Origin of the sequence: Faecalibacillus intestinalis (assembly GCF_003024685.1) — a bacterium.
GTDB lineage: Bacteria > Bacillota_I > Bacilli_A > Erysipelotrichales > Coprobacillaceae > Faecalibacillus > Faecalibacillus intestinalis.
This window is the reverse complement of record NZ_PYLQ01000011.1, coordinates 13,277-27,107: the sequence shown is the minus strand read 5'-3', so window position 1 is coordinate 27,107 and position 13,831 is coordinate 13,277. Positions and strand designations below refer to the sequence as shown.

Below are 13,831 nucleotides of genomic sequence, written 5' to 3'. Positions count from 1 at the left end.
CATTGATAAAAATATCATAGTTTTTAGGCATTAAAAATGATTGAAATCAAGTATTAGACAAATCAAATTTGAATTCTATAATATAGATAAGAGGTGATAAATTTGAAATATACAACATTAGGACAAACAAATATAAAAGTATCTAAAGTATGTTTAGGATGTATGAGCTTTGGAAAAGCAGGAACGATGCATGATTGGACTTTAGATGAAAAACAAACTGAAGAGATGGTAAAGCACGCCCTTGATTTAGGTATTAATTTTTTTGATACTGCTAATACGTATTCAAATGGTACAAGTGAAGAATAGTTAGGAAAAGCTTTAAAGAATTTAAATGTTAAAAGAGAGGATGTCGTTATTGCTTCAAAGGTTTATTTTAATGAAGGTAGATTATCTAAAGAAGCTATTTTTAGAGAAATAGCTGGTACTTTAAAGAGACTACAAACTGATTATTTAGATTTATATATTATTCATCGTTTTGACTATGATACACCAATGGAAGAAACGATGGAAGCATTAAATGAACTTGTTAAATGTGGAAAAGTACGAGCAATTGGTGCTTCTGCAATGTATGGATATCAATTTCATAACATGCAAATCATTGCTAGGGACAATCATTGGACTCCTTTTTCAACTATGGAAAATCATTACAACTTACTTTATCGTGAAGATGAAAAAGAATTAATTCCTATTTGTCAACAAATGAATGTCTCCTTAATGCCTTATCGTCCTTTAGCAGGTGGACATCTTGCTAGAAACACTTGGGAGTCAAATACCTTAAGAGGGAAAACTGATCGGGTTGTTCATGGTAAATATGACCATTTTGAAAAGCAAGATATGGAAATTGTTAAATGTGTTGATGAATTAGCACATAAATATCATTGCAAGATGTCTCAAATTGCTCTTGCTTGGCAATGGGCTAAAGGTGTTTCTTCTCCTATTATTGGTGCTACTAAAATGCAATACATTGATGATGCAGTAATGGCATTAGAGATTTCTCTTACAAATGAAGATTTAACTTATCTTGAAGAGAGGTATGTTCCTCATCCTATTGTAGGAGCTATTAATGAAAACCCACCACAAGGAACTGTTTTATTAGATAAAAAATAAGAAGGAGTTTTACGACTCCTTCTTTAGTTTTGTAAATAGGATTAATAATATTGTTCCTACTAGTGTTGAACAAACAATTAAACTTAAATAAGAAATTGGATTTTGAATCATCCATATTAAGAATAATCCACCATGAGGTGAAGCAATAGAACAATTAAAGTACATAGATAATGCTCCAGCAAGTCCTGCTGAAAGGCAACAAGCTGGTAAAATTATTTGAGATTCTTTTTGAATAAAAGGAATAGCTCCTTCTGAAATAAATGAAATACCATTAATATAATTCATTAAAGCATCTTTTTTAACTTCAAATCTATCTTTAAATAAGGTTGCTGTTAAAGCAATGACAAATGGTGGAATCATTCCTCCAGCCATCACAGCAGCCATTGGATAATAATCATAACTTATTAACATACCTATAGAAAATACATAAGCTGTTTTATTAATAGGTCCTCCATTATCAATAGCCATCATCATACCTAATACAAAACCAAATAGTACTTTAGTTGACATTTGTGATTCAACTAATGAAACATAATTTAAAATATAAGTATGACCAATATATAAATAACTATTTAAATAAAACATTAATAAAGTAACAATAATTGTAGAAATAATTGGATGAAACAAGGATGCTTCTATTCCTTTTAAACATTGTGGTAAATAAGAAAATAACTTTCTTAACATCAAAGATACAAATCCTGCTAAAAAACCTGCAATAATTCCAGCAAGTAAAGAAGGTGAACTTGTAGAAATTGATGTGATTGAAATTCCTTGACAAACAATCAATCCCCCAGCAAATCCAGAAAGCATACCTGGTCTATCAGCAATACTATCTGCGATATATGCTGAAATAATGGGAATAATCATAATACTAATGAGTTGTTGTACATTACTTGTAAGGATTAATAATTGGTTTGTAAGTACTTGATCTTTAAATAAATAAAGAATTCCATAGAGTACCCCACTTGTTACAAGAAAAGGTAATGCATGAGAAATACCATTCATTAAATGTTTATAGAATAAACGAATGATATTTTGTTTTTCTTTCTTTTCTTCATGATGATATATCTCACCATCTCCATTATTAGCTTTTTCAACAAGTTCTTGAGCTTTAGAGATACCATCTCTAACAGGTACTTGTATCACTTTTTTACCTTCAAATCTTGCCATTTCAACTTTCTTATCAGCAGCAACAATAATTGCTTTACAATGTTCAATATCTTCTTGTGTTAATTGATTTTTAACACCTTCTTGTCCATTCGTTTCTACTTTAATAGAAATATTTAATGCTTCTCCTGCTTGTTGTAAAGCTTTAGCCGCCATAAAAGTATGAGCAATTCCTGTAGGACACGCAGTTACTGCTAAAACAGCAGGATGAACAATTTCTTTCACTTCTTCTTTTTTATTTTCCTTAGCATCTATTAATTGTAAAAATTCTTCTTTAGAAGATGCATTAATTAAAGCATTTCTAAAATCTTCTTCCATTAATAAAGTAGATAACTGTGCAAGAGCTTGTAAATGAGCACCTCCCGAATCTTTAGGAGCACCAATCATAAAAAATAAATAAGTAGGTTGTCCATCAAGAGATTTAAAATCTAATCCTTCTTTAACAACCATTGCAGATAATCCTGCTGTTTCCACACCTTCACTTTGTCCATGAGGAATAGCAACACCATCCCCAATTCCTGTTGTACTTTGGGCCTCTCTATTTAAAACACTTTCTTTATAAATTTCTTTATCATTTAATTTTCCACTTTGATCTAATAAATTAACCAGATGATCAATTGCTTCTTCTTTATTAGAAATTTGTGGATTTAAATCTATCGAATTTATATCTAACAATTCTGTAATTTTCATTTCTAACAACCTTTCTTTTTTTGTTTATCATAAAGCAAAAAAGTTGTTCAATCAAGAACAACTTAATCATACTGACATAACTTATAAATATCTTTGATGCAAGTTCCTACATCTGCTGGTTTATGTGCATCACTCGCTGTAATAATATCCACATGATGTTCTTTAAAAATATCTAATAATTCTTTAGAAAGACCTTTATCTTGATGATGATAACGATAATAACATCCTGTATTACATTCTCCTTTAACATGATGTTTTACTAGTAACTTGGCTAATTCATGATATGTTGGTTTTAAATCATATGTTGGATAATAGTTAAACATTTTAATTGTATCTGGATGAGCTAATTGCGTGAATAAACCACTTTTAACTAAATCAAAAATCAATTCATAATATCGATGATAAATATCATCTACATTATATTTATCCCATAAGATTTCTTTAGACCAAGGCATATCATATAAAAGTCCATCAATAGAATGAATAGCTCCTACTAAAAAATCAAATTGATAGGATTCTAAAATACGTCTTATTTCTTCTTTATATTCAGGAACATAACATACTTCTAATCCAAATAAAACTTCTATTGGAAGTTCTTCCTCTTTTACCTCATTAATTAAACACACATAACTAGAAAGTGTATCTTTAAATTTCATTTTCTTATTAGCAAGCCATTCTCTTTGTTGATCACTTGCTTCTTTAACACCTTGATAAATAACTTCAAATTCTTTAAAACGATGTGTATGATCTAAAATTTGAATACGATCAAATCCTTGTTTATAAGCTTCATTAATAAATTCCATTACATATTCTTTAGTAAGTGGTCCGTTTTCTAAATGCATATGTCCATCTACTAGCATAGGCAATCCTCCATTCATGTTGTATACAATTATAGACTTTTTAATAAAAAAAACAATCAATTTGATAAAACATCTTGTGACAAAAAAGTAACAAAAACAGTAGATTATTTCCTCTCTATATTTTACTAATATTTGACTATTAAATTTATCATTAGATTTAAAATTCAAATTAGTAGCATATAAATATTTTAGCATACTTGGTATTTGTTAAGAACGGTCGTTCAGTTTTGAATAGTGTCGTTAGGTATTTAAAATTGAAAACAGCGAAAAAGCCTTTAAGCATCAACTTAAAGACTTTTTCTATATCTCTATTAATTTTCTTTTTTTCTTACAAATACCATCACAAACATACTGCTTACTAGTAGCATCATTAATCCTATAATATTTGCATTATCTCCCGTTTTAGCTTTCATTGTTTGTTTTGTATTTGATTTATTTATTGAAGTAGTTACCGTTGTTTTTAATTCTTTTTTATCTTTATAAAGAATTGCATAATCACTGAACTTATCTGTTTCAAATGTTAAGCTGTTTGTCTTTTCATTATATTTTGTTTCTAAGATATCTACTTTTCCATTATGACTTCTTGCGATATAGTATTCTCTTTTAGTTTTACTATCTTTATTGATTAGTTCTTCTGGAACTTTGATTGTTACTTTCATGACTTTTGTAAGTTCATGTATACTTTCACTTGTTCCATTAACTATTTTATTTAAAGTAATATTTAAGTATTTTCCTACTTTATATCCTTTTGTATTTGTTTCAATAAGTTCATTTGTTTGTGCTTCTTTTACCTCTAATACGATTTCTATTTTCTTACCTTCTGCTACTTCACTTAATTCATTTGCTGTTATTTCTTTGTTTTCAATAAGGAGATCTATAATTTCATCTCTACTTATTTCTACATCTCCTGTTGTTTTAACAGTAAATGATCCTGTTCCTATCTTATCATTTTCTTTTGGTAAGATTGCATAGCTATATTTAAAGGATCCTGTATGGTTATTTCCTTTAGCTTTGATTGTTAGAACATGTTTTCCTTCTTTCGTTGCTTGATTATCTAATACTTCATAATCTTCTTTATTTAATGCTTTTCCATTGACTAAAACTTGTTCTACTTCTTGTGTTTGTTTTTCTCCTGTATATTTTAAGACATTTCCTAATACAACTGTTCCTTTATCAATCGATAATGGATTAATTGTATATGTTCCATCTTTAAAAGTAATATCATAATTTGGATTTGATCCTTCTTTTTGACTTACTTTTATCTTATATGTTCCTACATCTTCTCCTTCTTCTCTTGTAAGAATGATACTTGTTAATTTATCATTACCAATAAGTTTATCATTTACATATGTAAATTCAGAGTCTTCATCTCCATATGTCTTTGATGCATCATTTACAGTAACTGTAATCTTTTTAGCTTTAACAGTAAGATTTATTTCTTTAGATACTTTTTTATAATTCTTACTTTCTTTTTGACTTACTGTAATGATGACTTTACCTGCGCCTTTGATAACTACATTACCTTCACTATCTACTGTAGCTACTTTTTCATCGCTACTTGCATATTCAATAGCTGATTCATGATCTTTACTTTGAGCATGAATTGTAAATGCTTCATCACCATAAGTCTTTTCAACATCTTTTTGATCAACTGCTATTTCATGATTGATTTTATTAACAGTTAATGTTACTTCTTTACTATCACTATCATAGTTATGATCAACTCCTAATGTAACTTTTAATTTTGTTGTACCAGCATTATGAATTGTTACATTACCTTGATCATCTACTGTAGCTACATCCTCATTACTACTTGAATAAGATAATTTTCCATTTCCTTTATGAGATACTTCTAATTTAAATCCTTGATCACCATATTTTTTATCATTCATTTCTTTTACTTTTAATCTAGCATCTGCACCTTTTACTACAAATTCAGCTGTATTTGTACCAGTTAAATTATAGTTTTTGTCATTGATACTTACTGTAACAGTATATTTACCAGCATGACTAGGAACTTCTGTTCCATTAACTTCTGTTCCATCATACCCTGTTCCTGTGTAAGTTAATGTTACTTCTGGATGATCGCCATTTTCTACATCATTTAACTTAGCTGTAGCACCTGTAATTTTTTCACCATAAGTACCACCATTAGGTGTTATTGTAACAGTGATATCTTTTGGTTTAATTGTATAACTTGTTGTGACATCTTCAGGTAACTTATAATTTTGATTACTTACTTTTGTAGCTGTAGCTTCATAAGTACCTGCATTTCTATTTGCACCTGCAACAGTAACTTCACATTTATCACCATCTGCTAAGTTATTAACTGTAGCTGTTGGTAATTGTTCTTTACCATTGTAAGTTAACTCTTTATTCCAGTTTAAATCAATTGTTCTAGGATTGATTTTATTTGTGATTTCTTGTACATCTACATCTTTAAAGTTTTTATTTCCTTCTACTTTGTAATAAACTGTATATTCTTTGGCCTCTTTCCCTGTTGGAATTGATGTTGACCAGTTTTTGTTGTCTAAAGAATATTTTACTGTTCCTCCATTAGTAGATGCTGCATTTACTAATTCTTGTTCACTTCCATTATATGTTAGTGGTTTTGTTGTTGGTTTCGTAACAACTGGTGTTGCTTGGGTAATATTGAATTTTACTGTTGTATCAATAGTACCGTCTTCCCATCTATAATTTGTAGGATCTTTTAAAGTCAATTGAACATCATATTCATTTACATCAATACCACCATTATTTTCTTTAACTGTGTATAAACCATTTTCTGAAATATTTGCAGTTAATGTTTGTCCTGTATATACTTTGCTTTCTACGGTTGGTTTTTTAACTTTTTCCCAGTTAACTGTAATCTTATTTAATGTTGTTTTATTTCCTGTTTTATCTGTTACTTCGATTGTATATGTTCCTTTTTTTGGAACCAATGTATAACTACCATTAGTAGGTTCAACTGTTTTCCCATCTACTTTTACTGTATCTAAATTATTATCAGTTACTGTAAATGTTTGTGTTTTCGTATATGTTTGATTGCTTTCTACACCTGATACTTGTGGTGCAATCGTATCAATTACGATACCATCTGTTGAAACATATTTAATATTTCCTGCTTTGTCTGTTACCTTGGCATAAATAACATAATTACTATCTTCACTAAATGTAACAGATGTTCCTTCTTTCCAATCTACTGCTTGTAATTGTTTTTCTGTTAGTGATTCTTCACTACCTGATTTATCAACATAATAATAGTATTTATTAACTCCACTACCTTCATCTGTAGCTGTAATTTCTGCTTTTTGTGTTTCTTTAAAGAATAAACCGAATGTGATTTTATTTAAAATACTTTTCCATGTTTTATTGGATACCTTTATTTCTGTATCAGGTGCTGTTATATCAGCTACTCCTTCAACTGTAATATCTGTATCTTTTTGAATATTTTTAATTGTGTATTGATTATTGTTATTTAATTGAACTGTTTCACCATTGACCTTAACAGCGAAATCTTTTGTTTTTGAATAGCCTTTATTTAATTTAAATGTTAAAGTGCTTGATTCATTATAATCAACAACTGTATTACTAACACTTAAAGTATATCCAACTTGACTACCTGGAACATTTACTTTGATTTCTTGTCCATTGGCAATATATACTTCTTTTTCAGATGATTCATAATAGTTTTTACTATCTTTATATCTTACATAATACTTACCAGTAGATAATCCTTCTACAGTATCTCCAGTAATACTATGCCATTCATTTTCACCATCTTTTCTATATTCCATTGATGAATCAACATTATTTAATTTACCATCTGTTCCACCCTTATATGTTGTTCCTGTGGCTGTTACAGATGTTGGTGCTTCTCTTTGGGCTTTGACAATTTCGAACGTTACTGTTTTTTGTGCAGGTAATTTATAATTAGAATTACTCAATCCAGTTGCAGTTGCAGTATATGTACCTACATCAGTTTGTTCACCAGAAACAGTCACGTTACATTTGTCATCTCCAACTGTATTAATGACAGTTGCTGTTGGAACATGTGGTTTACCATCATATGGAATTTTAAATGTATTTGTACCATCTAGTTCCCATGATAAAGTTGCTGTTCTTTGGGTAATAGTAATAAATTTTTGAGGAGCATAGCCAGGCTTATAAAGATCGGATCCCGAATTATATATACTTAAATAATATTTTCCTACGTCTGGATATTCTTTATCTACCTCAACATCTGTATCTCGATAATAGTATTTAAATGAATATTGACAATTATTTAACTTACTTTCAGGGACAAGTTCTGGTTGCTCTCCATATTCCCATGTATATTTAACAATGCTAGGTGGAGTAGGTTTTGCTTTAGTCACAGTAAATTTAAGTGATTCTGTTGTTAAACTTAAATAATGATTATTTTCAGAAACTACTCCTCTAATACAATAAGTACCAGGTTTTAGACTGTTTAGCTCATCTAAACTTATTGATTTATATGCACTGTCGTCATCATCATATTTCTTATATTCGTAAGAAACACGTGCATCTGTTGGAACATAGTAATGGCCATTTCCTGTATTCACTTCTACATATGGGCCAAATTTTGATTGATATCCTTGATAAGTATATTCACAACTATCTTGTTTATTCCAATTCTTATCTTTGAAATATATTTTATTTGTCCAATATTTTGCTTTCGTAATTGTGAATTCTCCAGAAACTGAAACTTGATCCATTGTTAGAGTTACTGAATAATCTCCTGGTTCTTTTGGTCTTTGTGATAATTGTTGTCCATTTTGATAATATGTTAATTTGTATGAATCTCCTGATATTGGAAAACTATTGGTATTCTTACCATTGGCATTTTCAACCCAAGCATTGGTTCCTCTGTTATACTCTCCATTTTGTGTTTTTAATACTATTTTTGCTGTTGTAGTATCTGGATTCTGATAATCACATTCATTATTTCTTTCTTCTTCACTACAATAACCTTTTATTGTTTTTCCACTTTCATCGCTGTTATCAAGTACATAGTTCCATTTGTGAACATGTTTTGCTAAATAAATATATTGACCTTCATCATCATATTTAAGATCAACCTTGTATAATTTACCACTATTTTTTACAAACTTGATTTTATTCAAATCAGCTTTACTTACTCCTCTAGGAGAAATTCTATGTTTCTTTCCATCGTTTATTTCATAATCAATATCAATTGTAATAGCATTTCCATTATATTCTGAAAGATCAATGGTACCATTACTACCAAGTTTAACGTCTGTTCCACAATTTTCAAACGTGATATTTTTAAGTTTAAGTACTGCCTCTTTAAGTTCTGTCCCTTTATTGTAAATACCTATACTATTTGCTTTAATTGTTGCATCATTAACATTCAAAACTCCCTCTATAGAGTTAAATCCAACTTCATCAGATACAATCGTTCCACCACTACCATTGATTGTCATTGTTCCTGAATTTCCAACAAATCCGCATAGACTGTAAACATCATTTCCACTATAAGTAAATGTATGACCATTCATATTAATAGTTACATCAGTATTACTGTCAGCCCTAATAAAATCAAACCTTCCACTTTTTTCAGGATTATTAACAACATCGCCTAATATATTTAAAGCTATCGTTCCTTTTTTAGAGCTATCATATTGTATATAAACTTTTGTACCTGCATCAGCCCATGTAGAATATTTCTTAGTATAATACGTACCTCCAGGTAAATTATATGTTCCTGGTGTACTTGTACGATACGTATTTCCATCATTTGAAATATTAGTATCTGCCGCAAATACATTTACAGGCACTTGTGTAAAGACCATCATAAATGTAAGTACGCTTGCTATTATTTTCTTAATTTTTATCTTCATAACTTTCTTTTCCTCCCCTTATTAAAAATTATTATGTTTAAAACTACTTATTTATTTGTTAATAAAAAACCTCCCTTGTCTATTCATATTTTACTATTTATGATACTTTATTTTTTCATTTGTCGCGAAATGTCGTTTTTAGGGTGTGAAATGCAAAAAGACCTCTTTCGAGATCTCCTAATAAATAATTTTCAATATTTTAAAAGAAGTCCACTAGGGACTTCTAAGTAGTCTATTTTCTCCATTGAGATGGAGCAAATAATAATAACATTGGGAATATTTCAAGTCGTCCTGCTAACATATCAAAAGATAAAACAAGTTTTGATACATCCGATAATGATGAGAAATTTTCTACTGGACCAACAACATTCATTCCTGGACCAACGTTATTTAAACACGTTGCTACAGCTGAAAAAGCACTTGTAAAGATACTACAAAAATCATTAAGTAAATCACTAAATATCCTTGAATTGAACTTATGACATTACTATCAATTGGTTGATTTTCAAATTCAATTGTCTCTACACTATGAGGATGTAATGCTTTTCTTAATTCTTTACGAGCACTTTTACAATACATGACGATTCTAGAAATTTTAATTCCTCCACCTGTTGATTCTGAACTTGCTCCAACGAAAGTTAAAACAAGAATAATCACTTGTGAAAGTAATGGCCATTTACTATAATCAACAACCACAAATCCTGTTGTTGTAAATAATTAAAATGTTCTGTTACTTTAAATTCAACAGCTTCTACTTCACCATCAACAATTTTATAAAGTGTTTTAACAGCTGAATCATGATCTTTAGTCATTTTAGCACGTACATATCTAATAATTTGACTAGCAACAATTTTCTTTGGTGCAACAATACTATCAACCTTTAACACATCTGATAATCCTATGTAATTCATTCTTGTTACTTTCGCAATTGTCTTTTTATGATATAGGCTTTTTGCGGATAATGATAAAACAATATTTTCTTCATCTAAACCTGTAAGTGCTAAAACAGCATCTGTATTTTCAATACCTTCTTCATTTAATAATTCATCATCACTACCATCTCCATGGATAATAGTGACATAAGGCAATTTTTCTGCCAGAACCTGACAACGATTTTTATCCTTTTCAATAATTTTAACTTTAATTCCTTGTGTTGATAATTGTTTTGATAAATAATAGGCAATCTTACCGCCACCAATAATAATAACATTTTTAATACGATTTGTGATAGCACCGATATCTAAACAAAATCTTGATAAATCTCGATGTGTCCCTGTAATATATAAATGATCACCTGGTTTGATAGCGTAATTTCCATCTGGAATAATAACATCTTCATTATGACTAACAGCACATACTAAGATATTTGTTTTTGTAATTTTATGTAATTGATTCAATTCTATTCCTTTTAAACGACTTTGATCTTCCACAAAGAATTCAGCAAGCTCAACTTTTCCTCTTGAAAAAGTATCCACTTTAACAGCTGAAGGAAAAGATAGAACACGGCGAATTTCACTTGCTGCTTCAAGTTCAGGATTAACAATCATTGAAAAACCTAATTGATTTCTCATAAAATCACGTTGCGATGAATAATCAGGATTTCTAACACGTGCAATAGTGTGTCTTGTTCCCATTTTTTAGCCATTAATCCTGCTAAAATATTTAATTCATCTGAAGTAGTTACACAAATAATAAGGTTAGCATCTTCTGCTCCTGCTTCCATTAATATATCCTATGAACCGCCATTACCTACAACACCTATAACATCATATTGGTTTACAACTTCTTCTACTTTAGTTGCATTTTGATCAACAACAATAATATCATGATCTTCATTTGACATATGTTTAATAAGTGTTTTTCCGACTTTACCGGCTCCCAAAACAATGATTTTCATAAAAAATGAAATCCCCTTAATACAGATAGATATTTTTACCCTTTTTCTTTAATTACTCAACCTATTTTACATTAACCAAACTAAATATCAATGAAAAAATTATTTTTATACAGTATAATAAAAAACTCCACTATATCGTGGAATTTTCATTATTTTTCAACTGCATTATTTACAATAATACGGCTTGCTTGCATACGAGATAAATCTCTTTTGAATCCTTCTAAATCAATTTTTTCTAAAACTTGTTCTTTAGTCATTTGATTAGCTTGTGCAACCATATTTAATTGTTCTTCTAATACTTCTTCAGTAACAACAATATTTTCAACAGCAATAATTTCATCAATTAAAGCTTCTAATTTAGCTTGTTGAGTAGCAGATGGTTTCATTTGTTCTCTTAATTTTTCTTCATCCATACCTGTCATTTGTAAGTATTGATCTAATTGAATTCCTTGAGCCATCATTTGATTTGCCATATAAGACATTTGTCTATCTAATGCTTCATCAATTGCATCTTCATCTAATTCAACTTCACAATCATTCATAAATGTATCAAAAATTGTATTTTCTTTTTGTGCTTCATATTGTTGATCATGTTGTTGCTGTAAACCTTCATTAATATAAGCTTTTAAATCTTCAATTGTTTTAATTTCAGGTACACCTAAACCTTCAACAAAATCATCATTTAATTCAGCTTCTTTTTTTACAGATAATTTTTTAACTGTTACTTTGAAAACAACATCTTGTCCAGCTAAATCTTCTGCTTGATAATTTTCTGGGAAAGTTAAGTTTAAATCTCTTGTTTCATTAACTTTCATACCAATCATTTGTTCTTCAAACCCTGGAATAAATGATCCTGAACCGATTTCTAAATCATAATCATTTCCTGTTCCACCTTCAAAAGCAACATCATCTTTTAAACCAACAAAATCAATTGTAGCGATATCTCCGTTTTCAACAGTATCTCCATCTTTTTCTTCTGTTTGACTTGATTGAGCTAAAATCATTTGAATTTGTTGTTCAACTTCTTCATTTGATACAGGTACTTTTTCTACTTTGAATTCAATTCCTTTATAATTACCTAATTTAATTACTTTACTCATTTATCTATTTCCTTTCATTATATGCCTGTTTATTCTATCATAAAGAAAACTTCTTGTCTTTATTTAATCTTAATATCCTTAATATTATTTAAAGTAATTGTTGAATATCCTGACATATCTGTTTCGGTTGTAATATTTTCATGATTTAAATAATCTTCAACATTTAATTCAATAATACGATCATCATCTAAAACCAATTTACATCTTGACATACGATCTAATGAAAGTGGGACATTAACAATTTCATCATCTTCTTCAATTCCTAGATCTCTCATAATCGTTTCAACTTCTTCTTGTGCATTATAATCATCACCCATGACCTTCTTCGCAATTTCCATTGGTTTTAATGGTAAATGTTCCATTACTAAATCAATCATTTCTTTTTTGACCATAGCTGTAGGATCACCTTCAAAAACATTATATTCACTATCGACTTTTTTAACGACTTTATTGACAATACTCATTTTTTGTTTATCTGTTAATTTAGGTTCACCTTTAATATATTGTTCATTAAGATAGTAGCCTGGTTTTCCATCTATTTGAAATCTTTTTTCAATTAAAGAAACTGTGTTTTTATCAACATTGATAATAATTGCTTCTTCAACAGCTGAAGTTTTAGGTGGAAGACTTTGTCTATTAACAAATTTAATAAATCTTTTACCATCTACTTCTTCCACAATAGAAATAGGGGTCACTTTATAATTTAACTTCATGATGAGAATCATCTTTTCTCCATCTACTTTACATTCAACAAACATTAAATTACTATTAGGCATTTCTTCTACATATTTGCTGACAGCAAATAGATCTTGAGCAATCTTTTTAGATTCAGCAATAAATTGTTCATCATCAATGATCATATTTCTAGCTGCTTGTAATAAATGATGTTCACTTCCTACAATGAGTTCTTTAATGGTTGTATTCGTTAAACATTTTTCTATTTTTTTATCATAATATTCAGTTGTTCCTTCTATTAAATCAATAAATTGATCAGAATAAATAATTTGACTATGTTCCATATCGAGCATATGAATTAATATCTTATCTATAATTGTTGTATTCATCTTTATCACCGAATGTAGTATATCATAATTTTTTATTTTAATATATAATGGATGTGGTGAAGTC

The 13,831-nt window shown here is 29.2% G+C and carries 6 protein-coding genes and 3 pseudogenes; 1 reads left to right on the top strand and 8 read right to left on the bottom strand.

Translation table 11 applies throughout. From position 1 onward, the window contains the following. Nucleotides 1-93: 93 nt before the first annotated feature. A pseudogene (locus tag C7U54_RS08580) lies at nucleotides 94-1,107 on the top strand (aldo/keto reductase). A gap of 9 nt (nucleotides 1,108-1,116) precedes the next feature. Here C7U54_RS08580 and C7U54_RS08575 read toward each other — a convergent pair. From C7U54_RS08575 to C7U54_RS08545, 8 genes and pseudogenes are all read right to left on the bottom strand, one after another. Further along, a complete protein-coding gene (locus C7U54_RS08575; protein WP_107030001.1) occupies nucleotides 1,117-2,964 on the bottom strand; it encodes a PTS fructose transporter subunit IIABC in 1,848 nt (615 codons plus the stop codon). A gap of 62 nt (nucleotides 2,965-3,026) precedes the next feature. Continuing rightward, a complete protein-coding gene (locus tag C7U54_RS08570; protein ID WP_241522594.1) occupies nucleotides 3,027-3,824 on the bottom strand; it encodes a histidinol-phosphatase HisJ family protein in 798 nt (265 codons plus the stop codon). A gap of 311 nt (nucleotides 3,825-4,135) precedes the next feature. After that, a complete protein-coding gene (locus C7U54_RS08565) occupies nucleotides 4,136-9,706 on the bottom strand; it encodes an MBG domain-containing protein (protein WP_107030000.1) in 5,571 nt (1,856 codons plus the stop codon). 232 nt (nucleotides 9,707-9,938) lie between these two features. Then, nucleotides 9,939-10,363, bottom strand: a pseudogene (locus tag C7U54_RS08560) (potassium transporter TrkG). Beyond that, on the bottom strand, nucleotides 10,360-11,277 hold the full coding sequence (locus C7U54_RS08555) for an NAD-binding protein (protein WP_241522597.1): 918 nt from the start codon (nucleotides 11,275-11,277) through the stop codon (nucleotides 10,360-10,362). The pseudogene C7U54_RS08560 and the gene C7U54_RS08555 overlap by 4 nt, the downstream one beginning before the upstream one ends. Beyond that, nucleotides 11,274-11,549 (bottom strand): annotated as a pseudogene (locus C7U54_RS15210) (NAD-binding protein). The gene C7U54_RS08555 and the pseudogene C7U54_RS15210 overlap by 4 nt, the downstream one beginning before the upstream one ends. 203 nt (nucleotides 11,550-11,752) lie before the next feature. After that, complete coding sequence (gene tig, locus C7U54_RS08550) at nucleotides 11,753-12,703, bottom strand: trigger factor (RefSeq protein ID WP_107029999.1); 951 nt, start codon at nucleotides 12,701-12,703, stop codon at nucleotides 11,753-11,755. A 59-nt stretch (nucleotides 12,704-12,762) separates the two neighbouring features. Then, nucleotides 12,763-13,767, bottom strand: coding sequence for a nucleoid-associated protein (locus C7U54_RS08545; protein WP_022001344.1), 1,005 nt, complete (start codon nucleotides 13,765-13,767; stop codon nucleotides 12,763-12,765). Nucleotides 13,768-13,831 lie beyond the last annotated feature (64 nt).